We start from the raw sequence: 25,488 nt of genomic DNA on the forward strand, positions 1-25,488 counted from the left end.
CGGGTCCGCCACGGCCACCACCGCGACGGCCGGGGGCGCCGCGGGCACGGGTGCCCCCGCTGCGGGCTTGGGCCACCAGATGGTGATGCCCATGTCCTGCAGCATGGCGCGTTGGCGGGTGTCGAGGTTCAGGGCCATAGGGACATGCTCATCAAGATGGCGGTTTCACGTTCGCCATGGTGCACCGGATAGTACTTCTTGCGCGCCCCCACCTGGGCAAATCCATAGTGTTCATACAAACGGCGCGCGCGCTGGTTGCTTTCGCGCACCTCCAGCCACAGCCACTGGGCGTGGGCGGTGTGGCGGCTCCAGTCGCACAGGGCCCCCAGCAGCGTGCGGGCCAGGCCCTGGCCCTGGTGCAGCGGCGAGACCGTGAGGTTCAGCAGGTGCACCTCGTCCAGGATCTGCATGGCGACAAAGTAACCCAGCACGGTGTCCCCGTCCAGCAGCACCTGCGCGTGGTAGCCGCTGCGCAGCGCATCGGCAAAGTTGCCGCGGGACCACGGGTGGGTGAAGGCCACGTTCTCGATGGTCAGGATGCTGTCCAGCAGCTCCTCGGTCATGGGCTGCAGCGCGCAGGGCGGGGCCAGCGGCGGCACCGCAGGCGTGGGGAGCGGCGAGGGCTGGCGGTGCATCATGCGTGCGGGGCGGGTTGGCTGGCGGCCCGTGCGGCTTCGCGCTCGGCCGTGGTCAGGGCCACCTTATCGCGGATGTACAACGGCAGGGCGTAGGAAGCGTCCACCAAGTGACCGTCGGCTATCAGCCGTGGCGCCAGGCGCAGCAGGGCGGTGGCCGTGGGCAGGGCCACCCGGTGTGCCGACTGGGGTGCCAGGCGCTCGGCATAGGCGGCCTGGGCGTTGCCCACCACGCTCAGCCCTTCGGGCACCTGCAGGGCCTCGGGGGCGCACAGGCCCAGGGCGTGCGTGGCGTGCCAAAGGCCCTCGGCCCAGCGGTAGCCGGCGTGGTAAACCTCGGACATGCGCGCGTCCAGCACCGCCATGACGTCGGTCAGGCCATGCTGCTCGCGGGCCTCTTCGGCAACGGCCAGCAGGGTGTCGACGGGCAGCAGCGGCTTGCCGGCCCCCAGGGCCAGCCCCTGGGCAATCGCGCAGGCGGTGCGCAGGCCGGTGAAGGACCCCGGCCCACGGCCAAAGACGATGGCATCCAGGTCCGCGAACTGCAGGCCCAGTGCTTGCAGGCCTTGCTGGATGCTGGGCAGCAGGGTGGCCGAGGAGTTGGCGCCGCCGGCCGCCTGGTGCTGCCACAGCGCTGTCCCGCGCTGCAGGGCGATGAACAAGGTGTCGGTGCTGGTGTCGAAGGCAAGCAGATTCATGGGGTGGGCGGCCAGGGCAGAGGGCGCACGCGGTGGCGCCAAAGCTGCGAATTATCGGCCGGTGGCGGCGCGCGCGTGCGGGCCCTGGCGCAAACCCGCGTGGCGCACGCTGGCCGGTGCAGCCCCTACACTTTGCGGCTATGTCTGAACGTATGTGGTGGCGCAGCATGCGCCTGGGGGTGGCGGGCGGGGTGCTCGCCGCCGGTGGTGGGGCGCTGGCCCAGTCCTTGCCGGCGCCGGTCGAGGCCGCGCTGGCGCGGGCGCAGATTCCGCGCGAGGCCGTGTCCATCTATGCCGCGCCGGTGGAGGCGCAGCGGCCGGTGCGCCTGGCGTGGCAGACCCGCACGGCGATGAACCCGGCCTCGGTCATGAAGCTGGTGACCACCTATGCCGCCCTGGAGCAACTGGGCCCGGCCTATGTCTGGCGCACGCCGGTCTATCTGGACGGCGTGGTGGACCAGGGCGCATTCCGGGGCACGGTCTACATCCAGGGCGCTGGCGACCCCAAGCTGGTGTCCGAGCGGCTGTGGCTGCTGCTGGGGCGCCTGCAGGGCATGGGGGTCAAGGTCATCGTCGGCGATGTGGTGCTGGACCACAGCGCGTTCCAGGTGGCTGGCCACGATGCGGCGGCCTTTGACAATGAACCCTTTAGGCCCTACAACGCCGGGCCCGACGCCCTGCTGATCAACTACAAGACCCAGGTGCTGGGCTTCATCCCGGACCCGGCCGCGGGCGTGGCGCGCATCCATTACGAGCTGCCGATGGCGGGCGTGCAGGCGCCGGCCAGTGTGCCCCTGGCCCCGGCCGGCACGGCCTGCGGCGACTGGCGCGCCCAGTTGCAGGCCGACTGGAGCGACCCGCAGCGCATCCAGCTGCTGGGCCGCTACCCGGCCAGCTGTGGCGACAAAAATTGGCCCGTGGCCCTGGCTGGCCCCGAGCGCTTTGCCGCGCGGGCCATAGAGGGCATGTGGCGCAGCATGGGCGGGCAGATCACCGGCCGCGTGCGCGATGGCCAGGTGCCGCCGGGCCTGAAACCTGCCTGGGACAGCGTCTCGCCCGCGCTGGGTGAGGTGGTGCGCGACATCAACAAGTTCAGCAACAACGTGATGACGCAGCAGCTGCTGCTGACCCTGGGCAAGGAGCGCATGGGCGTGGGCAGCTTTGATGCCGGGCGCACGGCCCTGTCCCAGTGGTGGCAGCTGCGCTGGGCGGCGGCCGAGATGCCGGTGGTGGACAACGGCGCGGGCCTGAGCCGTGGCGCCCGCATCAGCGCCCAGGCCTTGGGGCGCATGCTGCAGGCGGCCTGGCATTCGGCGGTGATGCCGGAGTTTGTGGCCTCGCTGCCGATTTCCGGCACGGATGGCACCTTGCGCCGCAGCAAGGCCAGCGCCAACGCCCACCTGAAGACCGGCTCGTTGCGCGATGTGAACAGCCTGGCGGGCTATGTGCATGGCTACAGCGGCCAGCGCTATGTGCTGGTGGCCATGGTCAACCACCCGAATGCCGGGGCCGCCCGACCGGTGCTGGATGCCCTGGTGGACTGGGTGGCCCAGGACGGAGCGGCCGTGGCACAACGCTGAGCCGTGGACCCGGGATAGAAAAAAACGGCCCCAGGCCGGTTTTTTTGTGGCTCCACAGCCTTGGGGGGCGTCAGCCGGCCGCAGCGGCGCGCTGCAGGCGGTCGCGCACGCCTTCCCAGTCGGCGCTGTCGGGCGGGGTCTCGATCCAGATCAGCCGCACGCCCAGTTCGTCAAAGTCGCGCAGCGTGCCAAACAGCTCGCGTGCCGTGGCCAAGGCGTCGCCGGGCATGGCGCGCAGGTGGATGGCGCGGCTGGCGGACCGCAGCGGGCTGCGGTGGTAGACGGCGATGTGCCGGCCCTCGGGGCCCAGCAGGTCCAGGGCGGACTGCAACTGCCCGGCGTCCATCAGGCGCACCTTGGCATTCGGTGCGTAATGGGCCAAAAGTGTGCCTGACGCTCGTGGGGTCTGCGCAGGCAGCTCTTCTTTCGAGAGTGGCCGGGTGCCGCACGCACGTTCAATGTCGTCGCGCGTGATGGCGCCGGGGCGCAGCAGCACGGGCACGCCGCGCGTGCAGTCGACGATGGTCGATTCAATGCCGACCTCGCAGGCGCCACCGTCCAGCACCAGCAGCGCGTCGCCAAACTCGGCGGCCACGTGCTGGGCGGTGGTGGGGCTGACGCGGCCGAACTTGTTGGCGCTGGGGGCGGAGACGCCCCAGACCGGCGGATCCAGCTGCTGGCAGGCCTGCAGCACCGCATGCGCCACGGGGTGGCTGGGGCAGCGCAGGCCCACGCTGTCCTGGCCGCCGGTGGATGCCTTGGCTGCCTGCGGCAGGCGCGGCAGGATCAGGGTCAGTGGCCCCGGCCAGAACGCGTCGATCAGCTGCTGGGCAAACACCGGCACGGCCTGGGCATAGCGGGTGATGGCCGCAGCGTCGGCCACGTGCACGATCAGCGGATGGTTGGCCGGGCGCCCCTTGGCGGCAAAGATCTGCGCCACGGCGGCGTCGTTGTCGCTGTCGGCGGCCAGGCCGTAGACCGTTTCGGTGGGCAGGCCCAACAGCTGGCCTTGTTGCAGGGCCCGCGCGGCGGCTTGCACCGAGGCGTCCAGCGTTCCATCCAGAATCACGTCAGTTCCTTAAAACGCCGGGATGCCGAGGATGTCGGCGGCCTTCAGCGCAGTGGCGCGGGCCTGCTCGGGCGTGGCCGCGGTGATGTTCAGGTGGCCCATCTTGCGGGCGCGCTTGGCATCGACCTTGCCGTACAGGTGCAGGTGGGCGCCGGGCAGGGCCAGAATCTGCTCCCAGGCGGGCGTCTGGGGGCTGTCGCCGTGCTTGAACCACAGGTCGCCCAGCAGGTTCAGCATGACGGTGGCGCTGTGCTGGCGCGGCTGCACCAGGGGCAGGTTGGTCATGCAGCGCACCTGCAGCTCGAACTGCGACACATCCAGCGCGTTCTGGCTGTAGTGGCCGCTGTTGTGCGGGCGCGGGGCGATCTCGTTGACCACCAGCTGGCCGTTGTCCAGCACAAAGAATTCCACGCACAGCACGCCCACGTAGTCGAGGCCGATAGCTACGGATTTCGCAGCAGCTACCGCTTGCTCCGCCTGCGCTGCGGGCAGATTGCCTTCATACACCTCGGTCACGGCCAGGATGCCGTCGCGGTGCAGGTTGCGCTGCACGGGCAGGTGGACGATGTCCCCATGGCGGCCACGCGCCACGATGACCGAGCATTCGTGCGCCAGCGGCAGCATTTTCTCGAGCACGCAGGCCACCTGGCCCAGTTCGTTCCAGCCCGCCACCAGCTCGTCGCGGGTCTTGACGCGGATCTGGCCCTTGCCGTCGTAGCCCATGCGCGCGGTCTTCAGGATGCCGGGCAGCAGCGCGTCGTTGACGGCCGCCAGTTGCTCGGCCGTCTCGATCACGGCGTAGGGCGCGCAGGGCACGCCGCACTTCACGAAGTGGGCCTTCTCGGCCGCACGGTCCTGGGCGATCGCCACGGCCGCGCCGGCGGGCGACACGGGCAGGCGCTCGGCCAGCTGGTTCAGCGACCCCGCAGGCACGTTCTCGAATTCGGTGGTCACGGCGGCGCACAGCTGGGCCAGCTCGGCCAGGCCCTGCGCGTCTGCGTAGCCGGTGCGCACATGGTGGTGGCTGACCAGCCCGGCGGGGCTTGTGGCGTCGGGGTCCAGCACGGCGGTGAAGTAGCCCATGGCCTGGGCGGCGTGGGCAAACATGCGGCCCAGCTGGCCGCCGCCCAGCACGCCCAGCGTGGCACCGGGCAGGATCACGGCGCGATCGTCGGCGTGGCTCATGCGTTCACCGGCAGGGTCATGGCGCGCGCAGCGTCGGTCTGCTCGGCGCGGAAGGCGTTGAGCTGGGCGCGCAGCGCGGGGTCTTCGTTGGCCAGCAGGGCCACGGCAAACAGGGCCGCGTTGGCGGCACCGGCGTTGCCGATGGCAAACGTCGCCACGGGCACGCCCTTGGGCATCTGCACGATGGAGTGCAGCGAATCCACGCCCTGCAGGTGGCGGCTGGCCACGGGCACGCCCAGCACGGGCACGGGGGTCTTGGCGGCAATCATGCCGGGCAGGTGGGCGGCGCCGCCGGCCCCAGCGATGATGGCCTTCAGACCACGCTCGGCCGCAGCTTCGGCGTAGCGGAACATGTCATCCGGCATGCGGTGGGCGGAGACCACCTGCGCTTCGAAAGCGATACCGAACTGCTGGAGGATGGCTACTGCGTGCTGCATCGTGTCCCAGTCGCTGCTGGAACCCATGACGACGCCGATCTGGATGGGGTTCATGTTCTCTGTGGGGCGGCTGTGGCCCGGCCTAGTGGAACCCGCGATTTTACTTTTATGGGGGCGCCCGCGCGCGTGCAGGGTCGTGCGGGGGCGGTGCAGCCCGCCCAGGCTTGAAATTGCGCCGCCTCCCCCCACGTCTGAAGGCATCTGCACCCAGAGATGGCGGGGCCGTGATTTGCTGGAGAATCGACGGGTCCGCGCCATGGGTGCGCTAACACGGAGGGCGCTGGGCGCGCTCCGCCACAGGGTTGCCAACATGATTGACGTCACCATTGAGAATTTTGAAGCCGAGGTGGTCACCGCCTCCATGACCACCCCGGTGCTGGTGGACTTCTGGGCCACCTGGTGCGGCCCCTGCAAGACCCTGGTGCCGACGCTGGAGAAGCTGGAGACCGAGTACGCCGGCCGCTTCACGCTGGCCAAGGTGGATGTGGATGCCAACCAGCAGATCGCCGGCATGTTCGGTATCCGCAGCGTGCCCACCTGCGTGCTGATGGTCGGTGGACGTCCCGTGGACGGCTTCATGGGCGCCCAGACCGAAGGCCAGGTGCGCGAATTCCTGGACAAGCACCTGCCCAGCGCCGGTGAGCTGCAGGCCGAGGCCGAAGTGGACGAAGCCCAGCAGATGCTGGAGTCCGGCGACACCCAGGCCGCGCTGCAGAAGCTGGCCGAGGCCCTTGCGGCCGATCCCGCCAACGACGATGCACGCTTTGACTATGTGCGCCTGCTGATCGCCACCGGGGGCTACGAGGAAGCGGCCGGCCTGCTGGTCGAGCCGCTCAAGCGCATTCCCCAGGCGCTGCGCTTCGAGGCGCTGCACCAGTGGCTGCAGTGCATGCAGTTCGTGCAGCAGGACGAGCGCGGCAACTGGCCGCTGGAGCAGTTCGATGCGGCCATCGCCCAGAACAAGCGCGATTTCGACACCCGCTTTGCCAAGGCCCAGGTGCTGGCGGCCGAAGGCCAGTGGACCGCGTCCATGGACGAACTGCTGGAAATCATCCTGCGCGACAAGGAATGGAACGGCCAGGCGGCGCGCAAGCTGCTGGTCGGCATCCTGGAGCTGCTGACCCCGCCCAAGCCCAAGAAGCAGGACGCGGTGCCCGGCAAGAGCGCCGGCGGCATCGAGCTGCTGGGCAAAGGCGCGGGCGAGCAGGACGCGGCCACGGCCCTGGTCAACAGCTACCGCCGCAAGCTGAGCATGGCGCTGAACTGAGCGCCCTGGCGCCCGTTGGTCGAGGAGCCCTTGTGGCTCCTTTTTTGTGCCCGTTATGCTGGGCGCCGCAACAACAGCAGGAGGCGGGCATGGCGGCGATGTGGCAACAACTTCACGGCGTGATGGGGCTTTGGCTGCTGCTGGCCGTGGGCCTGGCGCTGTTGTCCGGCGTGCTGCGCTCCGCACGCTTCAAGGGCTGGCTGGGCGAGCGCCTGGTGCGCCGCTGGCTGGCGCAGGGGCTGGACCCGCAGCACTACCACGCGCTGCACGACATGACGCTGCGGCTGCCCGATGGCAGCACCACGCAGATCGACCATGTGGTGGTCTCGGTGCACGGCGTGTTTGTGCTGGAGACCAAGCACCTGCAGGGCTGGATCTTTGGTGCGGAACGGCAGCAGGAGTGGACGCAGACCTTTTATCGCCATCGCGTGCGCTTCCAAAACCCGCTGCGCCAGAACTGGCGCCACCTCAAGGCCCTGGAGACGCTGCTGGACGTGCCGCTGGCCCACCTGCATTCGGTGGTGGTGCTGACGGGCAGGCCCAGTTCAAGACCGCGATGCCGGCCCAGGTGGTGCAGGGCGCGGCGGTCGTGCCCTATGTGCGCAGCTTCAACGCCCAGCTGCTGGCGCCCGAGGCGGTGCAGCGCATCCTGCAGCAGCTGGACGCGCAGCGCCTGGCTCCGACCCGCGCCACGCACCGTGCCCATGTGGCGCACCTGCGCCAGCGCCACGCGCGGGCCGAGGGGGCGTCGCCGCTTCCACTCCCGTTCCGGCGACCGTGCCTGCAACGGCAACGGCAACGGCAACGGCAACGGCAACGGCGCCTGCGGTGGCCCCGCGGCCACCACGCCCGCTGGCGACGCGGTGGAGCCGCCATCCCGGGCGGACGGAGCCGGTGCTGCACCCGGAGCCTGTGCCCACAACACCGCAGGCCACCGAACCCTGCCCGCGCTGTGCGGCGCCCCTGGTGGCCCGCAGCGTGTCGCGCGACGACGGGGCCTGGCTGCACTTCTGGCGCTGCCAGCGCTTTCCCGAGTGCCGCCACATGCAGCCGCGCACGGTGGAGGTCTTGCCGCTGGAGGAATGAGAGCGCCCAGCGCTCACTGGATATGGACTAGAGGCCAAAAAGGCACTCAATGGCGCAGGGCCGCGGTAGGCACCGAGGCCTGCGCGCTGGGGCCCAGGCTGCGCACGGAGATGCTGCGGTCCTGCGGAATCTCGCCCGACAGCTGCAGCGCCAGATAGCGCGTGCAGCACACGCGCAGGAAGGAGGCGAAGTTGTCGATGGTGCCGCGCTCGGCCAGCAGTTCGTCGTAGAGCTTGGTGCACAGCTGCGGCACGGTGTAGCCGTCGCGGCTGGCGATCTCCTCCAGCACCTGCCAGAACAGGTTTTCCAGGCGGATGCTGGTGGCCACACCGTGCAGGCGCAGCGAGCGCGCGCGGTGGGCGTAGAGCTGCGGGTCCGCGCTGATGAAGACTTGGCACATGGTGGGGCTCCCGGAGGACGGTCAGGCCGCCATGGTGGGCGCGCGGGCGGTCCGCGTCAATGCGGGTTTGCCGTCGCAAAAAGAGAAGCTGCTGGCGCAGGCCAGCAGCGCCTTGCACGCATTTTTCACGCAGAACGTTCGCCAGACTCAGTGGCTGATGCGGGTGCCCAGCAGCGCCAGGAACTGCGCCAGCCAGGCCGGGTGGGCGGGCCAGGCCGGGGCGCTGACCAGGTTGCCCTCGGTGTGGGCCTGGTCCACGGGGATGTCGGCGTAGGTGCCGCCGGCCAGTTCGACCTCGGCGCGGCAGGCGGGTAGCCGAGCAGGTGCGCCCCGCAGCACGCCGGCGCCGGCCAGCAGCTGGGCGCCATGGCAGACCGCCGCCACGGGCTTGTGGGTGTCGAAGAAATGGCGCACGGCCGCGCAGACGGCGGGGTCGTTGCGCAGGTATTCGGGGCCGCGACCGCCGGGGATGACCAGGGCGTCGTACTGGGCGACCTGCAGGTCGGCAAAGCTGGCGTTCAGCGTGAAGTTGTGGCCCGGCTTCTCGCTGTAGGTCTGCGCCCCTTCGAAGTCGTGGATGGCGGTCTTGATGTGGTCGCCGGCCTGCTTGCCGGGGCAGACCGCGTGCACGGTGTGGCCCACGGCCAGCAGCGTCTGGAAGGGGACCATGGTTTCATAGTCCTCGCAGTAGTCGCCGCAGATCATCAGAATTTTCTTGGCTGCCATGGTGTCTCCTGGAATGGTTGTGGTGGCCATTCATTGTGGAAGTCACGGGCAGGTCGGGGGTATTAATGGGTTACTACAGCGGACCGCGGCGCACCCATCCCCCTGGGGTGCGCCACCGCTGCCGGGCCGTGCCGGTCTACAGGCGGGCCAGCAGGTCCTGGGTGTGTTCGGTGGGCTGGGGCACCGAGTAGATGCTGGGGTCGGCCTGGATCAGGCGGGCGTCGAAGCGCTGTCCCGCCAGGTAGTCGCGCACGGACTGCAGCACCACGGGGCTGCGGTGCAGGTGGGCCGTGGCCTGCAGCTCCTCCAGCGACAGCCACACGGTGCGCACGATGCCCTGGTCCAGCACGCGGTGGGCGTGGTGCTGGCCCAGCTCGCTGGTGAAGGCAAAGCGCATGTAGGTGATGTCCGAACCGGTGCGGGTGCGGATGAAGCGGTTCATGTAGATGCCGACCAGGGCCGTAGGCTCAAAGCTGTAGGCGGTCTCTTCCAGCACCTCGCGCGTGCAGGCCTGCAGCGGGGTCTCGGCGGGGTCCAGGTGACCGGCGGGGGTGTTCAGGCGCAGACCGTCGGCCGTGTTTTCTTCCACCAGCAAGAAGCGCTGGTCACGCTCGATCACGGCCGAGACCGTGACATTGGGTTTCCATCGGTTAGGCATGCGGGCATTATCGCGAGCCCGTCGGGCTGGCCTGTCAGCTAAATCCGCATCTGTCAGAAATCAGAGCGCTGCCGTCATGTACATGGCGCCCGGACCGTAGGTTTCGAGGTGCATGGACTGTTGTGCATCCAGCACGGGTTTTACAGAAAAACCTTGACGTTCCCAGTACGTCTGTGAGCCCTGGACCGACACCAGGGCCGCCTGCTGCACGCCGCGCTGGCGCGCCGCGGCAAACAGGTGCTGCACCAGATGGCGGGCCACGCCCTGGCCGCTCAGCTCCGGCAGGACCGACATGTCGTGCAGGTACAGCACGTGGGGGCCGGGTGCGGGGGCGCTGAAGTCGCCATCGAGCGGCGTGATCTTGCCGGGGTTGGACCAGTAGGCCGCCAGGTAGGCCAGCAGCGCGGTCTGGCCCGGGCGCACCACACCGATGGAGCACTGGTGGGGGCAGGCCAGCCGGCGTGCGAACACCGCCTGGCTTTCCAGGAAGCTGTCGCCGTAGCAGACCGTCTGCACGTGCAGCAGGCTGTCGATGTCGTGCGCGCCCAGCGGGCGCAGCGTCCAGGAGGCAGGCAGGGTGGGCGCGGTCATGGGGGCGATTATCAGAGACAGTCCTCGATGGCGGGCTTGGGCACCTCGTCTCGCCAGCGCTGGCGTATGGCTTCCAGTTCGTGGCGCAAGCCTATGAAGACCGGCACCAGGTCGGGGTCGAAATGCCGGCCCGACTGGTCCGCGATGTGTGCCAGGGCCTCGTCCACCGACCAGGCGCGCTTGTAGGGGCGGACCGAGGTCAGGGCATCGAACACATCGGCGATCGCCACCATGCGTGCGGCCAGCGGAATGGCCGTGCCGCGCAGGCCCAGCGGGTAACCGCTGCCGTCCCACTTCTCGTGGTGGGCCAGGGCGATGGTGCGTGCCAGCTGCAGGACGCCGTCCTCGTGCGCACCGATGATCTCGGCGCCAATCGCCGGGTGCTGGCGCATGATCTGCCATTCGCTGTCGTTCAGCGGCCCGGGCTTGAGCAGCACCGCATCGGGCACACCGATCTTGCCCACGTCGTGCATGGGGGCCGCGTGCAGCAGCTCGTCGGCCCATTCCGGGCTGCAGCCGATGGCCAGGGCCAGGGCCTGGGCAAAGTGGCTCATGCGCAGCACGTGCATGCCGGTCTCGTTGTCCTTGTACTCGGCCGCGCGGCCCAGGCACTGCACGATCTGCAGCCGCGACTGGCGCAGCGCCTCGGCACGCACCAGGGACAGGTGGGTGCGGATGCGTGCGCGCACCACGGGCGCGCGCACGGGTTTGATGATGTAGTCCACGCCACCGGCTTCGAAGCCCTCGGCCTCGTCGCCCATGTCGGACAGGGCCGAGACGAAGATCACCGGGATGCTGCGGGTCTCGGGCCGGGCCTTGAGCTGGCGGCAAACGTCGTAGCCGTTGAGCTGCGGCATCATGATGTCCAGCAGGATCAGGTCCGGGGGCTGCTGCCGTGCCAGCTGCAGCGCCCGGGTGCCGTCGGTGGCAAATTGCAGGCGGTAGTCATCGCCCAGGATCTGCCGCAGCACGTGCAGGTTGGTGGGCTCATCGTCGACCAGCAGCAGGCGGGGCCGGCGGTCGTCATGGCTGGGGGGTGAGGTGGGCATGGGGTTCGTCATCGGCACAGGTTTCCAGGCGGGTGGACAGGGTACGCACGCATTCCAGCGCCCGTTCAAATTCAAACAGATCCAGGGCCTCCAGCAGGGCCGCCAGTTCCGGCGCGGGCAGCAACTGCTGCAGGGTCTGCAGGGCCGGGCTGGCGATTTCGCCCTGCTGCAGGGCCTCGCCCAGCGCGCGCAGCGCGGTCAGGGCCTGGGATTGCTGCGCGGAAGACAGTGTGGCAGCAGCCCGTGCTGGTGCGGCGGGCGTGGCGGCCGGTGCGCTGGCGCGCAGCAAGGCCTCTACCTGGGCCAGGGCCGTGGCCAGTTGCGGCAGCTGGGGCTCCAGCGCGGCGCGGTCCTGGTGCTGGGCATCGTGCTCCATCTGGGCCAGCAGGGCCTGCAGGGGCTGCAGACCCAGGTTGCCGGCGGCGCCGCGCATGCGGTGCACGGTGCTGCGGATGGCGCCCCAGTCGCCCAGTTGCACCAGCTGGCGCAGCTCCTGGGTGCGGCCTTGTTGCTCGCCCAGAAAGCGGGTCCAGGCGGCGCGCAGGGGCTCGACCCCGCCCCAGAGCGCCAGCCCCGCGTCCCAGTCGGCCACGCTGCCGTCCAGCGGGTAGGCCGAGGCGGTCACGGGGGCAGCCGCCTGCAGGGCTGCGCCGGCAGGTGTGGCGGGGGGGTGTTCGGACAGCACGCGCGCCATTTCGGCCATCAGCTTGGGCAGCTCCAGCGGCTTGGTCGCAAAGCCGTCCATGCCGGCCGCGTCGGAGTTCTGCCGGTCCTGGGCCAGCACGCTGGCTGACAGGGCGATGATGGGTATGTGGCGCTGGCCGTGTGTGGCCTCCCAGTGGCGGATGCTGCGGGCGGCCTCCAGGCCATCCATGTGGGGCATCTGCAGGTCCATCAGGATCAGGTCGAAGTCCTGGGTCTGGCGCAGTCGCACGGCTTCGTGCCCGTCGTGGGCCAGGGCCACGCTGTGGCCGTAGCGCTGCATCACGACCTGCAGCAGCTCCAGGTTCTGCGGCACGTCGTCGACCGCCAGGATGCGCAGGGCGGGCAGCGTGGCGCTGTGGGCCGCGGGGAGGCGGCGCTCCGGCGCCTGCCCGGCCGGCAGCGGCAGCTGCACCAGGAATTCCGTGCCGGCGCCCAGCTGGCTGCGCACGCTGATCTGGCCGCCCATCAGCTGGGTCAGCTGGCGCGAGATGGTGGTTCCCAGGCCCGTGCCGCCGTAATGGCGGGTGGTGGACGCATCAGCCTGCGCAAACGGGTCGAAGATGTGCGACAGCTTTTCCTGGGCGATGCCGATGCCCGTGTCCTGCACGCGCAGCTGCAGCATGCCCTGGTGGTAGCCGACCTCCAGCAGCACGTTGCCGCGCTCGGTGAACTTCACGGCATTGCCCATCAGGTTGGTCAGCACCTGCTGGATGCGCATCGCATCGCCGCGCAGGTAGGCCGGCACCTGCGGCTGGATATCCAGCAGCAGGTGCAGCCCCTTCTTTTCCGCCTGGATGCGCAGGGTGCCGACCACCAGGTGGCAGACGTCGGCCACCACGAAGTCCTCTTCCTCCAATTGCACCGCGCCCTTGTCCAGCTTGGCGGTGTCCAGGATGTCGTTGAGCAGGCGCAGCATGGAGCGTGCCGAGCGGTAGACGGTCTCCACGTAACGCTGCTGGGTGGCGCCCAGCGGGGTGTCCAGCAGGGTCTCGGAGAAGCCGATGATGGCGTTCATCGGCGTGCGGATTTCGTGGCTCATGTTGGCCAGGAAGGTGCTGCGCGCGGCGGCGGCTGCCTCGGCCTTTTCCTTGGCTTGCAGCAAGGCCTCGGACAGGGTGCGGCTGGCGGTGATGTCGGTCAGCAGCTGGGTGATGCGCAAGGTCTTGCCACAGGCGTCCAGGATGGGGCTGAAGGTGGTCTGCACCCACAGCAGCTCGCCGTGCTTGACGCGCGCCTGGCATTCGAGGCTGACAAAGTCCCCGCGCTGCAGCTGTTGCCACATCAGGGAGGTCTCGGCGTGGCACTGCGGGGTGTCCAGGCAGAACAGGTGGTAATGCTCGCCCTGCACCTCGTCCAGGCTGTAGCCGAACATGTCGAGGAAGTTCTGGTTGGCGTGCAGCACGTGGCCGTCCAGGCTGTATTCGACGACCGCCACCGCACGGTTGATGGCGGTCACCGTGCCTTCGAATTCGGCGTTGCGCGCCTTGGCCTCGGTGTGGTCGATGAGCACGCCGTCGATCCAGCGCAGCTGCCCGTCCTCGTCGTACACACCGCGCCCGCTTTCGCGCACCCAGCGCACGCTGCCATCGCGGTGGCGCAGCCGGTACTCGTGGCTGTAGGCCAGGCCGGCATCGATGGCGCTGTACACGGCCTCGGTCAGCCCGGGGATGTCCTGGGGCAGCACCAGCGCCTCCATGCGCTGGGGCTGCGACAGCAGGGCCTCGGCGGGCCAGCCGGTGAGCGTTTCCACCGGCTTGCTCAGGAACATCGGCTGCCAGATGCCACCACCCGCGCGACGAAAGGTGACGCCGGGTATGTTGCTGATCAGGGTGCGGTGCTTTTCCTCGCTGTGGCGCAGCGAGGCCTCCATGGCGCGGCGCTGGCGGATGTCGGTCAGAAAGCCGACGAACAGGGGTGGCCCCTCGGTCTGCACGCGGCCCACGGCCAGGCGCACGGCGACCTGTTCGCCCTCCTTGTGCAGGGCGTGCACCTCACGCCCGGAGCCGATGATGCTGGTGGCCCCCGTGCGCAGGTGGCGCTGCAGGTAGCCGTCGTGCGCCTGCTGGTCGGGCGGCGGCATCAGCATGCTGACGTTGCGGCCCAGGACTTCCGCGGCGGACCAGCCCAGCAGGCGCTCGGCCGCCGGGTTGAAGGCGCAGATGCGGCCATCGCCCTCGATCATGATGATGCCGTCCACTGCGGTGTCGACCACGGCGCGCAGGCGTGCTTCGCTGCGGCGGATTTGGGCAAACAGCTGGTTTCTGCGCACACCCAGGTTGACCCCCAGCACCAGCAGGCACAGGGCCAGACAAACCGCGGCTGTGACGATGACCACCGGCCAGTAATTGGGGGCCGTGGGGTCGGGAGCCACCTCCAGTCCGGCGGGCAGGTAGATGGCGCCCATGGTGGCGTAGTGCATGCCTGCCGCCGACAGGCCTAGCAAGCTGCCACTGAGCAGGGTGGCGTAGAGGACGCGGGCGCCAGATTGCAGCAGCCGCTGATGGACTGCCAGCGCCAGGGTGGCCAGGCCGACTCCGACGACGATGGCCAACACCAAGCCTTGCGGGGCGTAGTAGGTGTAGCTGGCGGTGTCCGAAGCGGTCATGCCGCCGAAGTGCATGGCAGCGACGCCAATTGCAAACAGGCTGCCACCGCCCAACAGGCGCAGGCCACGGGTGGCGGGGCGCTGCAACTCGTGCATCACCCACCAGGCTCCCAGCAGGCTGGGCGTGACCGACAGGGCGCTGTACAAGGGCGAAAAAATGCCATTGGCACAAGGTGCAAACGCCAGCATGCCAATAAAGTGCATGCTCCAAATGCCACCGCCCAGAGAACAAGCCCCCGATGTCCGCGCCAGCACGCGTGTGAAGCGCTGGCTGGCACTGCGCGTCAGTGCGGACATGTGCAGTGCCATGAAGGCGCTGCAAATAGCGACTCCAACTGAAATGGCAACCAGCCAAGGGTTCATCCAGGCCCATTGCATGGGTACGTAGAGATCTGGGTCAGGCAGAAGGCGTATCCACATGGTTGCGCACGGTGAGAGCGTAAAGCGCACATCATGCCCGCTTTGGGCAAGCGGATGGAATTGACGCACAAACCGTCACGCTTTAGGGCGGCGTCCTGCCCACAGCCTGCGAGGTGTGGCATAGGGACGGTGTATGGCAGGCATTGAAACTATCGAATTCAATTTTTAATTGGTAACAGCTATCATTTCTGCATTGTGATCTGACCGAGGAGCCGCTATGTCCCCCCTGCACCACCTGCTGCGCCAGCACGCCACCGCCTTGTTGAAGGCGGGTAGCTACTACGGCGTGCACATCGTGGTGGCCGCCGCCGTGGCCTATGCCGTCACCGGCAACTGGCTGGCGGCCCTGACGCTGAGCCTGCTGGAGCCCTCGGTCCAGGTGGTAGCCTACTTCCTGCACGACAAGGCCTGGGCCCGGGTGCCGATGGCACGCTACCGCACCCTGCTGAAGACGGTCAGCTACTACGGGGTGCACCTGGTGGTGGCGGCGGGTGTGGCCTATGCGGTCACCGGCGACTGGGTGGCCGCCCTGACGCTGAGCCTGCTGGAGCCCACGGTGCAGATGCTGTTCTTCTACCTGCACGAGACGCTGTGGGAGCGCCAGGCGCAGCGCCGTCCGTCCGCGGCAGGGCCGTGCGCTGCGGCGGCAGCCGGCCCCCAGCTGCCGGTCTGCGGCCACCGCAGCGTGCTGCAGCACAGCGCTTGAACCCCCGGGAGCCCACGATGCCTATCTCAACATGGACCCGGTTTGCCCAATGGCTGGTGCAGCGGCTGGCCGGCCTGGCGCCTTGCCACGGCTAAAAAAGGAAGCGCGCAGCGCTTGATGAATCAGGCTTTACGATACAAAACTACCGCAAATCCTTTCAGATTGAGCGTAACCTGCTCATAAAAAAACCCTGCACACCAGGGCGTGCAGGGTGGATGGGCGCGCGGGCGGCGCAGCCTCAGTCCAGCGTGATCTTGGCGGTCTTGATCACTTCGCGCCACTTGCTGATTTCGCTGTTCAGGAACACCGCCGACTCCTTGGGCGACAGGCCCGAAGGCAGCACGCCCACGGCGTCCAGCTTGGCCTTCACATCCTCCTGGGGCAGGATCTTGGCGATCTCGCGGTACAGGCGGTCGATGATGGGCTGGGGGGTGCCGGCCGGCACGGCGGCCATGAACCAGGCGTCGGCGGTGAAGCCCTTGAGGCCGGCCTCATCCATGGTGGGCACCTCGGGCATGGCGGGCAGGCGCGTGTTGTGCGCCACGGCCAGGGCGCGCACATTGCCGGCCTTGAGCTGCGAGTTGATGGTCACGGCCGTCAGGAAACCGAAATCGGTTTCCCCCGCCACCAGCGACACCACGGACGGGGCGCTGCCCTTGTAGGGCACGTGCGTCACGTTGACCTGCGCCTGGATGGCGTACAGCGCCCCGCCCAGGTGGTTGGGGCCGCCCGTGCCGGACGAGGGGTAGTTCAGCTTGCCGGGGTTGGCCTTGGCCGTGCCGGTCAGGTCGGCCAGCGACTTCAGCGGGCTGTTGTGACCCACCGTCAGCACCAGTGGGCTGCGGCCCACCAGGCTGATGGGGGCCAGGTCCTTGAGCGGGTTGTAGGGCAGCTTGGGGTACAGGCCGGGGGCCATGGACATGCCGCCCACATCGCCCAGCACGATGGTGTAGCCATCGGGTGCGGACTTGGCCACGCGGTCCACGCCGATCGTGCCGTTGGCGCCGGGCTTGTTCTCCACCACCACCGAAGTGTTCAGGCTCTCGCTCAGCTTCTGCGCCAGCAGGCGGCCCAGGATGTCGGTCGACCCCCCGGGCGAGAACGGGATCACCAGCGTGATCGGTTTGCTGGGGTAGGCATCGGCCGCGTGGGCGGCGCCCGTCCAGGCGGTGGCCGCCAGTGCCACCGCGCCCAGGGCTGCGCGCCAGCCGCCCGCCAAAGAGTGAGCCAAGTGAGGCATTAGTTCTCCTAATTCGTGGTTAGTGTTGTTAATGGTGGCCAGCATATCGGCAAAACGCGCCGTGGCGGCCGGTCAGGCCGTCTGTTTGCACGCATGCGGGGCTGCTGGATTGGGCATGTTCTGGTTGCAGGTGTTTGACCCGCCCCCAGTACTGGATAAGCCGTGGTTTTGATAGCAACCACCTACAATGGATCGCTCAATTCCAAAGATTGAACACGGCCAGCCGCCGGAGTGCAATCAATTTATCAGCGTCCTGGGAGACGAGACGACATGTCCGAGAACACCACCCCCGCCCTGCCCGACAAGCGCGCGCTGCTGCGCCAGTCCGCCCTTGAGTACCACCAGTTCCCCAAGCCCGGCAAGGTCGCCATCGCGGCCACCAAGCCCATGGCCAACCAGCACGACCTGGCGCTGGCCTATTCGCCCGGTGTGGCGGCCCCCTGTGAAGAGATCGTCAAGGACCCTGCGGCCGCGTTCAAGTACACCAGCCGCGGCAACCTGGTGGCGGTGATCTCCAACGGCACAGCGGTGCTGGGCCTGGGCGACATCGGCGCGCTGGCGTCCAAGCCAGTGATGGAAGGCAAGGGCGTGCTGTTCAAGAAGTTCGCCGGCGTGGATGTGTTCGACATCGAGATCAACGAGAAAGACCCGCAAAAGCTGGTCGACGTGATCGCCGCGCTGGAGCCCACCTTCGGCGCCATCAACCTCGAAGACATCAAGGCGCCCGAGTGCTTCTTCGTGGAGCGCGAACTGCGCAAGCGCATGAACATCCCCGTCTTCCACGACGACCAGCACGGCACGGCCATCACCGTGGCGGCGGCCATGGTCAATGCACTGAAGGTCGCGGGCAAGAACATCGGCGAGATCAAGCTGGTGGCCTCGGGCGCCGGTGCGGCCGCCCTGGCTTGCCTGAACCTGCTGCTGGAAGTCGGCCTGAAGCGCGAGAACGTGTTCGTCACCGACATCGCCGGTGTGGTCTACGAAGGCCGTACCGAGCTGATGGACGAAGACAAGGCGCTGTTTGCGCAAAAGACCGACCTGCGTACCCTGTCAGAAGTGATCGCAGGCGCGGACGCCTTCCTGGGCCTGTCCGCCGGCAACGTGCTGAAGAAGGACATGGTCGCCAAGATGGCGGCCAGGCCCATCATCTTCGCCCTGGCCAACCCCAACCCCGAAATCCTGCCGGAAGACGTCAAGGCCGTGCGCGACGACGCCATCATCGCCACCGGCCGCACGGACTACCCCAACCAGGTCAACAACGTCCTGTGCTTCCCCTACATCTTCCGTGGGGCCCTGGATTGCGGCGCCACCACCATCACCACCGAGATGGAAATCGCCGCCGTGCACGCGATTGCCACCCTGGCCGAGGCCGAGCAGTCGGAAGAGGTGGCGGCTGCCTACGTCGGGCAGAGCCTGAGCTTTGGTGCCGAGTACCTGATTCCCAAGCCCTTCGATCCGCGCCTGATGCTGGTCGTGGCACCCGCCGTGGCCAAGGCCGCGGCCGAGTGCGGCGTGGCCCAGCGCCCGATCCAGGACATGGATGCCTACCGCGAGCACCTCAAGACCTTCGTTTATGCCTCCGGCACCGTGATGAAGCCCATCTTCACCGCCGCCAAGAAGGCCGCCAAGAAGCGCGTGGCCTACTCGGAAGGCGAAGAGGAGCGCGTGCTGCGCGCGGCCCAGATCGTGGTCGATGAACGCATCGCCCGCCCCACGCTGATCGGTCGCCCGGCCATCATTGCCCAGCGCATCGAGAAGTTCGGCCTGCGCCTGGAAGAAGGGCGCGATTACGACGTGGTGAACGTCGAGCACGACGAGCGCTACCGCGACTTCTGGCAGACCTACCACCGTATGACCGAGCGCAAAGGTATCACCGCCCCGATCGCCAAGATCGAGATGCGCCGCCGCCTGACGCTGATCGGCTCCATGCTGCTGCACAAGGGCGAGGTCGACGGCCTGATCTGCGGCACCTGGAACAACACTGCCATCCACCTGCACTACATCGACCAGGTGATCGGCAAGAAGGCCGGTGCCACCACCTACGCCTGCATGAACGGCCTGATGCTGCCCGAGCGCCAGGTGTTCCTGGTCGACACGCACGTCAACTACGACCCCTCGGCCGAGCAACTGGCCGAGATCACCGTGATGGCCGCCGAGGAAATGATGCGCTTCGGCATCAAGCCCAAGGTGGCGCTGCTGAGCCACTCCAACTTCGGCTCCAGCAACCAGCCCAGCGCCATCAAGATGCGCCAGACCCTGGAGCTCCTGCGCGTGCAGGCGCCCTGGTTGGAAGTGGATGGCGAGATGCACGGCGATGTGGCGCTGGACGGCGAGGCGCGCGCCAAGCTCATGCCCAACAGCTCGTTGACGGGTTCCGCCAACCTGTTGGTGCTGCCCAACATCGATGCCGCCAACATCTCCTACAACCTGCTCAAGCAGGCGGCCGGCGGTGGTATCGCCATCGGTCCGGTGCTGCTGGGTGCCAGCCAGCCCGTGCATGTGTTGACCCCCAGCACCACGGTGCGCCGCATCGTGAACATGACGGCGCTGACCGTTGCGGACGCGAACGCCGCACGCTGAGCCGGTCTGCATCAAGAAAGGGCTGATTGCTGGTGGCAATCGGCCCTTTTTTCTTGCAATTTGCAGGGGGCTGGGTCACACTTGCGGTCGATTTTCTGGGCGGAGCCAGGACTTCTGAAAGGTGTTGCGTAATGCGGGATGCGACCATCCGGCGCGTGTTGCGGGCCGTTGGGGCCATGGCGGTGGGTCTGGCGCTGGCCGGGGGGATGCCACTGGCGCAGGCCAGGGGGGCATTGCCCTTGGAGTCGGTGGCTCTGGCAGAGCTGCCTTCGCAAGCGCGCACCACCTATCGCTTGATTTTCCAGGGCGGCCCTTTTCCCTACGACAAGGATGGCTCGGTGTTTGGCAATCGGGAGCGCCTGCTGCCGGCCTCCCCGCGGGGGTATTACCGGGAATACACCGTCAAGACACCCTGGGCCCGCGACCGCGGCGCGCGGCGCATCGTCTGCGGTGGCACGCCCCCAAACCAGCCCGAAGCCTGCTACTACACCAGCGACCACTACAACAGTTTTCGGAAGATCACGCCATGAGTTCACTTGACTTGGACTGGAATCGCAGCCATCCCGCGTTGGGGAACTTGTGGGTTAGCGCGCTCTCCATCACACCTTCTGCCCCAACTTTGTGTGGGCACCTACGATCGATAGAAAGAACTCCGGAGATGGACACTTCGTCTTGTCCCGAACCTCAAAACCTCTTGCGTGGTGTGCGCAGCAACATCGTGCAGTCCATCCGTGCGTTCCGCATCAGCGACCTGCAGCAGGCCGCCCAGGCCACCGGCCAGCATTTCCTCTACGCCAACCTGGCCCACGCACAGACCAAGCAGGACGCCCTGGACCTGATTGCGGTGCAATTCCACTTTCCCGCCCACTTTGGCAAGAACTTTGACGCCCTGTACGACTGCCTGACCGATCCGCTGCACAAGGCTGGACCCCAGCCTGGGTTTGTGGTGGTGCTGGACCAGTTGCCGATCGCGCACAAGTTCGACAAGGAGGTGCGCGAGCAGTTTCTGGACTGCTTCCGCGATGCGGCGGATTACTGGGCTGAGCGCAAGATTGCCTTCCGCTGCTTCTACTCCTTCCTTTGAGGCGTGATGCCCACAAAAAAGCGCCCTTACGGGGCGCTTTTTTATGCCTCGCATCGGCCTTGGAGGCAGGTGGCGTATGCGTTGTCAGCTCTCTTTTTGAGAGAGCTGTGCGGCCAGCGCCTCGTACTCGGCCACGGGCACTTCTTCGGCGCGGCGCTGCAGGTCGAAGCTCCCGGCAAAGCCTTGGTCCTCCAGCCATTTGCCCAGCGTGTTGCGCAGGATCTTGCGGCGCTGGCTGAAGGCCACACGCACCAGCTCTTCCAGCAGCTGCGGGTTCAGCGCCGCAGGTTGGGCCCTGGGCACCATGCGCACCACGGCGCTGTTGACCTTGGGTGGCGGATCAAAGCTCTCGGGTGGCACGAACAGCACGTTCTCCATGGCGTAACGCCACTGCAGCATCACGGACAGGCGGCCGTAGTCCGAGGAACCGGCGTCGGCCACCATGCGGTCGATCACTTCCTTTTGCAGCATGAAGTGCTGGTCCTGCACCACGTCCACATGCTCGAGCAGGTGGAACAGGATGGGCGAGGAAATGTTGTAGGGCAGGTTGCCGGCGATGCGCAGCTTGGGCGCGCCCAGTTCGGCTGCCAGGGCGGTGAAATCCACCTTGAGCACGTCGGACTCGATCACGCGCAGCTGTGGCTTGCTGCGCAGGCGTGCGGCCAGGTCACGGTCCAGCTCGATCACGGTCAGCTGGCCAGTGCGCTCCACCAGGGGCTGGGTCAGCGCCATCAGGCCGGGCCCAATCTCGACCAGGGGCTGGCCGGGCTTGGGATCGATCGCGGCCACGATGGAGTCGATGATGCCGTGGTCGGTCAGGAAGTTCTGACCGAAGCGTTTACGGGGAATGTGTTTCACGCAGAGAAAAGTTTATTGCGGTGGCTCGCGGTATTCCACATAGGCCTGGCCGCGCAACTCCTGCAGCCAGGTGGCCTGCGCTTTCTCGAGCTTTTGTTCGCGCACCACGTCGCGCAGCATTTCGCGCTGCTCGCGTGGGGTCAATGTGGCTTGGCGACGTTCCACCAGTTGGATCAGGTGCACGCCAAAGCGTGACACCACCGGTTGGCTGACTTGTCCGGGCTGCAGGGCGTTCAGGGCTTGTTCAAACTCCGGAACATAGCGGCCTGGGCCTGCCCAGCCCAGGTCACCACCACTGGCCGCGCTGCCGTCTTCGGAGTATTGGCGGGCCAGGTCCTCGAAGCGGGCGCCACGGTCCAGGCGCTGGCGCAGCTCCAGCAGTTGCTGGGCAGCTTCACGTTCACCCAATTGTGGCGAAGTGCGCAGCAGGATGTGGCGTGCATGGTTTTGTGTCACCACGGCAGCCACGCCGTTGGCGCTCTTGTCCACGACCTTCAGGATGTGGAAGCCTGCGGCCGAGCGGATCGGGCCGACGACGCCACCCACGGGCGTGGTGCCCACGGCCTCGATGAACAGGCTGGGATAGCGGTTGGCCGGGCGCATGCCCAGGATGGCCTGCCCGCCCTCGGAGAAACGGCGCGCCACGGAGGCAAAGTCGGTTTCGCTGCGGGCGGCCTGCAGGGCCTGTTCGGCCAGGGCCTGGCGTTGTGCCACTTCGGACGGGCTGGCGCGCTCGGGCACGGTGATCAGGATGTGCCCCAGGTTGATGGTGCTGTTGGCCATGTCGGTCTGGCCGCCCTGGCTGCGTTGCTCGGCCATGTAGCGGTCGATGTCCTGCTCGGACACGCGCACGCGGCCATCCACTTCGCGTTCCTGCAGGCGCTGCATCAGCATCTGGTTGCGAATCTCGTCGCGGAACATCTTCTCGGTCACACCCTGACCGGCCATTTCGCGGCGCATGGCGTCGGCACTCATGCCATTTTGGCGGGCCAGGTTCTGGATGGCCTGGTCCACGGCGTAGTCGTCGACCTTGATGCCGGTTTCCTTGGCCGTCTGGATCTGGGCCTTCTCCACAATCAGGCGTTCGAGAACCTCACGGGCGAGTTCGTCCTGGTCCGGGGTCTGGCGGGCACCCTGGGCCTGCATGGCTTGCAGGACCCGGCGCATGCGGGCGCGGACCTCGTTGTTGGTCACAGGCTCCGAATTGACGATGGCCACGATGTAGTCGGCCGAGCGCAGCCCGGCTGCCTCGGGCGCGCGGGGAGCAGGCTGGATGGAGCTGGACAGGGCGCGGGACAGGTCCTGTGCACCAGGCTGGCGCATGCCTTGTGCATGGACTCCCCCCGCGGACACAGCGGCCGCACAGACAAGCCCAAGGGCGAAATGGCGTGGCATAGAAATCAGGTGACGCATGGGGGAAACAGGTTAGTCGTAATTGCTGAAACGGCTGGGGACCGGACCGGAGCGGTCGCGCAACGGGCGATAGCCAGGGACATTCTCTTGGAGGCTGCGCAGGGGGTCGGCACCCAGGCTCAGGCGCGAGAAACCGACAAACTCCAGCTGGAACAGCAAGCGGGTGTTGGAGTCGCTGCGGCTATTTTGCATGCGCTCGACCACCACGCGGCCGATCCAGCAGCAGCTGTCGTATTCGAAGCCGACGATGGCATCGACCAGCTTCTTATCGTACATGCTGTAGTTGAGGCGGCCGACGCTGTACCAGCGCCCGCCACTGGGGGCTGCACCGAACGTGTCCTTGCGGCCACCGCTCAGTGGCCATTGCCAGCCGAAGTCAATCTGCTCGCTGCCCTGGTTGGCGACCTGCAAGCTGTTTTCGCGCTGGTAGCGGTAAGCCGCGCTCAGGGTCTTGTAGGGCCCCGGGGTGTAGCGGCCACTGATGGCAGAGCGGGCGGTGCGCTGGGTGTCGCGGTTGTATTGCACCAGGGCATCGGTGCTCCACCTGGAGTTCCAGTTGACGCCTGCGCCGATCAGGATGTCGGACCAGCCCTTCTGACCCAGCGTGTCGTAGCCCAGGCCGACGCGCTGGTCGGCAAAGCGCAGGCGCTGGGCCACCCCGAAGCGGGCGACTTCGGCACCATCGGTTGGGTTCAGGTAGCGGGTGGTCAGGCCCAGCGTCACCATGTGGTTATCGGCAATCCGATCACGCCCGGTGTAGCTGTTCTCACTGTAGATGGAGCCAAAGTTGAAGTCCGCCAGTGCCGTGTCGTACAGCGGCAGCATGCTTTGGTCGCGGTAGGGTGTGTAGGTGTAGAACGCCCGGGGCTCCAGCGTCTGGACATAGTTCTGGCTCAGCGCGAGGGTGTCCCGTTCGAAGACCAGGCCGCTGTCCAGGCTGAACGTGGGGATGGCCAAGGATTTGTTGTTGGGGCGCGAGGCCGAAAAGTCGTCGAACTGGTAGTTGGCCGCATGCAGCTGGACTTTCGGGGTGATGAAGCCACCTGGCAGCAGGAAGGGCCGGCTGAGCGAGGTCAGGCTGTAGCTGCGCTGGCCGTTGTCGGGGTTGTTGCGCTGGTCCCAGGTGTCGGCTTCGAACCGCGTGGTCTCGGCCATCAGGGTGACGTCCCAGCCCTGAGCGGCCCAATCGTTGGTGTTGTAGTTCCAGCGCAACTGGGGCATGCGGTTGAAGGGCGGGGCAATGGGCGCATCCACGTCCTGCAGCACCTGCCAGCGCTTGGCTGACAAAGACAGCTCGTGGCGACCGGTTGTCCACGACAGCGCGGCATCGCTGCCGATCAGCCGTTGCTGGTAGCTGCTGCGGCTGCCGCTCAGGCTGGAAAAATCGCGCCAGTAGTTGTCGTCGCTGACGCGGTTCAGGTTCAGCTTCAGTCCCAGATCGCCGAGGGGTGCGTTCAGGCTGCCCTGGTGCTTGAAGCCATAGGCCCAGCGCGCGCGGTCGCGCAGCTTGTCATCGGGCATGTACTGCAGATCGAGCTCGCCGTTGTAGCCAGGCTCCAGGTAGCGGAACTGTGTCCCCAGGCTCACGCCGCGCTTGGTCATCAGCGTCGGGGTGATGGTGGCATCGCGGTTGGGGGCAATGTTCCAGTAGTAAGGCTGGCTGTACTCCACCCCGCTTTTGCTGTCGATGCCGATGGTCGGTGGCAGCAGCCCCGACTTGCGCTTGTCGGACAGCGGGAAGCTGATGGCGGGCACGGGCAGGATGGGCACGCCCTTGAACTCCAGTGCTCCCCCATAGGCGACCCCCACGTCTTCCACATGGTCCAGCTCGATGCGGTCGGCGCGGATCATCCAGTCGGGGGTCCAGCTGGCGCTGTCATCGCGCAGGCAGGTGGTGTAGGTGGCACGGTAGACCACGGAGTGGTCCCGGTCGAGGAACTGCACCCGGTCGGCGTCACCATGGCCCTGGGTGGCCAGGAACTGGTAGGTGGCGTTGTTGAAATCGCCCTGGAAAGCATCGACCTGCATTTTCAGTGCCGTGCCCTGGTAGACGTTGCCGGCGCGGTTGATATGGACGTTGCCCTGGGCATGCACGGTGTCGTCGGCCAGGGTGTATTCCACGCGGTCGGCGCGGATCACGGTGTCGGCGCGCCGCAGTTCGGCACCGCCTTCCAGCACGGCGTTGATGTCCGCCTGGCCCGTGATTTGTTCGGCCCGGATGTACGAGGGCAGCTGGCCGCGCAGCGTGGGGTCCACGGCTTCCTGCAGCTGGGCGCTGGGCTTGAGTTGCGGTGCGGGCAGGGCACTGTGCCACAGGCTGTGCCCGGTCTGGCCTTGCGCGTGGGCGGTCCAGGGGGTCGTGGCAGCCCAGACCAGCGCCAGGGACGCGGCCAGCGGGCGCAGACGGTGGGGCAAGGGCTGCGATGTCAAGGCGGGGGCGTGGGAACTCACAGGCGCATGTAGTCGGTGCGGGGATGGAGGGCAAGCCCAGAGGTC

General features: G+C 67.5%; 22 protein-coding genes and 2 pseudogenes. 9 read left to right on the forward strand and 15 right to left on the reverse strand.

Annotated elements, in window-relative coordinates:
- Positions 1-128: 128 nt before the first annotated feature.
- Together rimI and tsaB are read right to left on the reverse strand one after the other, a co-directional pair.
- Positions 129-635: a ribosomal protein S18-alanine N-acetyltransferase gene (rimI, locus tag SJH88_RS01620; protein ID WP_420921708.1), complete on the reverse strand. Its 507-nt coding sequence runs from the start codon at positions 633-635 to the stop codon at positions 129-131.
- A complete protein-coding gene (tsaB, locus tag SJH88_RS01625) occupies positions 635-1,333 on the reverse strand; it encodes a tRNA (adenosine(37)-N6)-threonylcarbamoyltransferase complex dimerization subunit type 1 TsaB (RefSeq protein ID WP_274753434.1) in 699 nt (232 codons plus the stop codon). Before tsaB ends, rimI begins: the two co-directional genes overlap by 1 nt.
- Before the next feature lie 167 nt (positions 1,334-1,500).
- Between tsaB and dacB the strand changes: the two genes are divergently transcribed.
- The gene (gene dacB / locus SJH88_RS01630) at positions 1,501-2,913 is read left to right on the forward strand and encodes a D-alanyl-D-alanine carboxypeptidase/D-alanyl-D-alanine endopeptidase (protein WP_274753476.1); all 1,413 of its coding nucleotides are present in this window, start codon (positions 1,501-1,503) and stop codon (positions 2,911-2,913) included.
- A gap of 70 nt (positions 2,914-2,983) precedes the next feature.
- Here dacB and SJH88_RS01635 read toward each other — a convergent pair whose 3' ends face one another.
- From SJH88_RS01635 to purE, 3 genes are read right to left on the reverse strand one after another with little or no spacing between them, the layout of a single operon-like run.
- Positions 2,984-3,982, reverse strand: a complete 999-nt coding sequence (locus SJH88_RS01635) for an L-threonylcarbamoyladenylate synthase (RefSeq protein ID WP_274753435.1) — start codon at positions 3,980-3,982, stop codon at positions 2,984-2,986.
- 9 nt (positions 3,983-3,991) lie between these two features.
- Positions 3,992-5,167 carry a 5-(carboxyamino)imidazole ribonucleotide synthase gene (locus tag SJH88_RS01640; RefSeq protein ID WP_274753436.1) on the reverse strand — a complete coding sequence of 392 codons (1,176 nt, stop codon included), beginning with the start codon at positions 5,165-5,167 and terminating at the stop codon, positions 3,992-3,994.
- A complete protein-coding gene (gene purE, locus SJH88_RS01645) occupies positions 5,164-5,658 on the reverse strand; it encodes a 5-(carboxyamino)imidazole ribonucleotide mutase (protein ID WP_042416303.1) in 495 nt (164 codons plus the stop codon). The genes SJH88_RS01640 and purE overlap by 4 nt, the downstream gene beginning before the upstream one ends.
- 256 nt (positions 5,659-5,914) lie before the next feature.
- On the opposite strand from purE, the gene trxA reads away from it, so the two are divergent.
- From trxA to SJH88_RS01660, 3 genes and pseudogenes are all read left to right on the forward strand, one after another.
- A complete protein-coding gene (trxA, locus tag SJH88_RS01650) occupies positions 5,915-6,871 on the forward strand; it encodes a thioredoxin (protein ID WP_043378462.1) in 957 nt (318 codons plus the stop codon).
- Between the two features lie 122 nt (positions 6,872-6,993).
- Positions 6,994-7,344: pseudogene (locus tag SJH88_RS19740) on the forward strand (nuclease-related domain-containing protein); the annotation flags it as partial.
- Positions 7,345-7,783: 439 nt separating this feature from the next.
- Complete coding sequence (locus SJH88_RS01660) at positions 7,784-7,957, forward strand: hypothetical protein (protein ID WP_274753438.1); 174 nt, start codon at positions 7,784-7,786, stop codon at positions 7,955-7,957.
- 46 nt (positions 7,958-8,003) lie between these two features.
- Here the strand turns inward: SJH88_RS01660 and SJH88_RS01665 are convergent, their stop codons facing one another.
- The 6 genes from SJH88_RS01665 to SJH88_RS01690 all read right to left on the reverse strand — a co-directional run bounded on the left by SJH88_RS01665 (position 8,004) and on the right by SJH88_RS01690 (position 15,000).
- Complete coding sequence (locus SJH88_RS01665) at positions 8,004-8,357, reverse strand: ribbon-helix-helix domain-containing protein (RefSeq protein WP_274753439.1); 354 nt, start codon at positions 8,355-8,357, stop codon at positions 8,004-8,006.
- 147 nt (positions 8,358-8,504) lie between these two features.
- On the reverse strand, positions 8,505-9,083 hold the full coding sequence (locus SJH88_RS01670) for a DJ-1/PfpI family protein (RefSeq protein WP_274753440.1): 579 nt from the start codon (positions 9,081-9,083) through the stop codon (positions 8,505-8,507).
- A gap of 136 nt (positions 9,084-9,219) precedes the next feature.
- Complete coding sequence (locus SJH88_RS01675; RefSeq protein WP_274753441.1) at positions 9,220-9,741, reverse strand: NUDIX hydrolase; 522 nt, start codon at positions 9,739-9,741, stop codon at positions 9,220-9,222.
- A gap of 60 nt (positions 9,742-9,801) precedes the next feature.
- Entirely contained in the window at positions 9,802-10,332 is a 531-nt protein-coding gene (locus tag SJH88_RS01680) for a GNAT family N-acetyltransferase (protein ID WP_274753442.1), read from the reverse strand.
- Positions 10,333-10,343: 11 nt separating this feature from the next.
- Positions 10,344-11,381: a response regulator gene (locus SJH88_RS01685; RefSeq protein ID WP_274753443.1), complete on the reverse strand. Its 1,038-nt coding sequence runs from the start codon at positions 11,379-11,381 to the stop codon at positions 10,344-10,346.
- Complete coding sequence (locus SJH88_RS01690) at positions 11,356-15,000, reverse strand: PAS domain S-box protein (RefSeq protein ID WP_274753444.1); 3,645 nt, start codon at positions 14,998-15,000, stop codon at positions 11,356-11,358. The genes SJH88_RS01685 and SJH88_RS01690 overlap by 26 nt, the downstream gene beginning before the upstream one ends.
- A gap of 328 nt (positions 15,001-15,328) precedes the next feature.
- Here SJH88_RS01690 and SJH88_RS01695 point away from each other — a divergent pair.
- Both SJH88_RS01695 and SJH88_RS01700 read left to right on the forward strand, forming a co-directional pair.
- A pseudogene (locus SJH88_RS01695) lies at positions 15,329-15,529 on the forward strand (DUF2061 domain-containing protein); the annotation flags it as partial.
- Between the two features lie 6 nt (positions 15,530-15,535).
- On the forward strand, positions 15,536-15,817 hold the full coding sequence (locus SJH88_RS01700) for a DUF2061 domain-containing protein (protein WP_083215372.1): 282 nt from the start codon (positions 15,536-15,538) through the stop codon (positions 15,815-15,817).
- A gap of 238 nt (positions 15,818-16,055) precedes the next feature.
- Here the strand turns inward: SJH88_RS01700 and SJH88_RS01705 are convergent, their stop codons facing one another.
- Positions 16,056-17,057, reverse strand: coding sequence for a Bug family tripartite tricarboxylate transporter substrate binding protein (locus tag SJH88_RS01705; RefSeq protein ID WP_274753445.1), 1,002 nt, complete (start codon positions 17,055-17,057; stop codon positions 16,056-16,058).
- A gap of 270 nt (positions 17,058-17,327) precedes the next feature.
- Between SJH88_RS01705 and SJH88_RS01710 the strand changes: the two genes are divergently transcribed.
- The 3 genes from SJH88_RS01710 to SJH88_RS01720 all read left to right on the forward strand — a co-directional run bounded on the left by SJH88_RS01710 (position 17,328) and on the right by SJH88_RS01720 (position 20,721).
- A complete protein-coding gene (locus SJH88_RS01710) occupies positions 17,328-19,637 on the forward strand; it encodes an NADP-dependent malic enzyme (protein ID WP_154163086.1) in 2,310 nt (769 codons plus the stop codon).
- A 131-nt stretch (positions 19,638-19,768) separates the two neighbouring features.
- Positions 19,769-20,167 carry a guanyl-specific ribonuclease gene (locus SJH88_RS01715; RefSeq protein ID WP_420921709.1) on the forward strand — a complete coding sequence of 133 codons (399 nt, stop codon included), beginning with the start codon at positions 19,769-19,771 and terminating at the stop codon, positions 20,165-20,167.
- A 128-nt stretch (positions 20,168-20,295) separates the two neighbouring features.
- Positions 20,296-20,721: a barstar family protein gene (locus tag SJH88_RS01720; protein WP_042416336.1), complete on the forward strand. Its 426-nt coding sequence runs from the start codon at positions 20,296-20,298 to the stop codon at positions 20,719-20,721.
- An 84-nt stretch (positions 20,722-20,805) separates the two neighbouring features.
- Here SJH88_RS01720 and rsmA read toward each other — a convergent pair whose 3' ends face one another.
- Genes rsmA through SJH88_RS01735 form a run of 3 tightly spaced genes read right to left on the reverse strand, consistent with a single transcriptional unit; the run spans position 20,806 to position 25,443 of the window.
- Positions 20,806-21,579: a 16S rRNA (adenine(1518)-N(6)/adenine(1519)-N(6))-dimethyltransferase RsmA gene (gene rsmA / locus SJH88_RS01725; protein WP_210929834.1), complete on the reverse strand. Its 774-nt coding sequence runs from the start codon at positions 21,577-21,579 to the stop codon at positions 20,806-20,808.
- A 12-nt stretch (positions 21,580-21,591) separates the two neighbouring features.
- Positions 21,592-22,992: a peptidylprolyl isomerase gene (locus SJH88_RS01730; RefSeq protein ID WP_420921705.1), complete on the reverse strand. Its 1,401-nt coding sequence runs from the start codon at positions 22,990-22,992 to the stop codon at positions 21,592-21,594.
- Positions 22,993-23,004: 12 nt separating this feature from the next.
- Complete coding sequence (locus tag SJH88_RS01735) at positions 23,005-25,443, reverse strand: LPS-assembly protein LptD (RefSeq protein ID WP_420921706.1); 2,439 nt, start codon at positions 25,441-25,443, stop codon at positions 23,005-23,007.
- Positions 25,444-25,488: the final 45 nt, after the last annotated feature.

Source organism: Comamonas sp. GCA5 (assembly GCF_036541385.1).
In the GTDB taxonomy this organism is placed as follows: Bacteria; Pseudomonadota; Gammaproteobacteria; order Burkholderiales; family Burkholderiaceae_C; genus Comamonas; species Comamonas aquatica.

Bases quoted from the DNA above. Each gene is read 5' to 3' on its own strand.
- rimI (WP_420921708.1), bottom strand. From the start codon at position 635: ATGCACCGCCAGCCCTCGCCGCTCCCCACGCCTGCGGTGCCGCCGCTG.
- tsaB (WP_274753434.1), bottom strand. From the start codon at position 1,333: ATGAATCTGCTTGCCTTCGACACCAGCACCGACACCTTGTTCATCGCC.
- dacB (WP_274753476.1), top strand. From the start codon at position 1,501: ATGCGCCTGGGGGTGGCGGGCGGGGTGCTCGCCGCCGGTGGTGGGGCG.
- SJH88_RS01640 (WP_274753436.1), bottom strand. From the start codon at position 5,167: ATGAGCCACGCCGACGATCGCGCCGTGATCCTGCCCGGTGCCACGCTG.
- purE (WP_042416303.1), bottom strand. From the start codon at position 5,658: ATGAACCCCATCCAGATCGGCGTCGTCATGGGTTCCAGCAGCGACTGG.
- trxA (WP_043378462.1), top strand. From the start codon at position 5,915: ATGATTGACGTCACCATTGAGAATTTTGAAGCCGAGGTGGTCACCGCC.
- SJH88_RS01665 (WP_274753439.1), bottom strand. From the start codon at position 8,357: ATGTGCCAAGTCTTCATCAGCGCGGACCCGCAGCTCTACGCCCACCGC.
- SJH88_RS01670 (WP_274753440.1), bottom strand. From the start codon at position 9,083: ATGGCAGCCAAGAAAATTCTGATGATCTGCGGCGACTACTGCGAGGAC.
- SJH88_RS01675 (WP_274753441.1), bottom strand. From the start codon at position 9,741: ATGCCTAACCGATGGAAACCCAATGTCACGGTCTCGGCCGTGATCGAG.
- SJH88_RS01680 (WP_274753442.1), bottom strand. From the start codon at position 10,332: ATGACCGCGCCCACCCTGCCTGCCTCCTGGACGCTGCGCCCGCTGGGC.
- SJH88_RS01685 (WP_274753443.1), bottom strand. From the start codon at position 11,381: ATGCCCACCTCACCCCCCAGCCATGACGACCGCCGGCCCCGCCTGCTG.
- SJH88_RS01690 (WP_274753444.1), bottom strand. From the start codon at position 15,000: ATGGCACTGCACATGTCCGCACTGACGCGCAGTGCCAGCCAGCGCTTC.
- SJH88_RS01700 (WP_083215372.1), top strand. From the start codon at position 15,536: ATGGCACGCTACCGCACCCTGCTGAAGACGGTCAGCTACTACGGGGTG.
- SJH88_RS01705 (WP_274753445.1), bottom strand. From the start codon at position 17,057: ATGCCTCACTTGGCTCACTCTTTGGCGGGCGGCTGGCGCGCAGCCCTG.
- SJH88_RS01710 (WP_154163086.1), top strand. From the start codon at position 17,328: ATGTCCGAGAACACCACCCCCGCCCTGCCCGACAAGCGCGCGCTGCTG.
- SJH88_RS01715 (WP_420921709.1), top strand. From the start codon at position 19,769: ATGCGGGATGCGACCATCCGGCGCGTGTTGCGGGCCGTTGGGGCCATG.
- SJH88_RS01720 (WP_042416336.1), top strand. From the start codon at position 20,296: ATGGACACTTCGTCTTGTCCCGAACCTCAAAACCTCTTGCGTGGTGTG.
- SJH88_RS01730 (WP_420921705.1), bottom strand. From the start codon at position 22,992: ATGCGTCACCTGATTTCTATGCCACGCCATTTCGCCCTTGGGCTTGTC.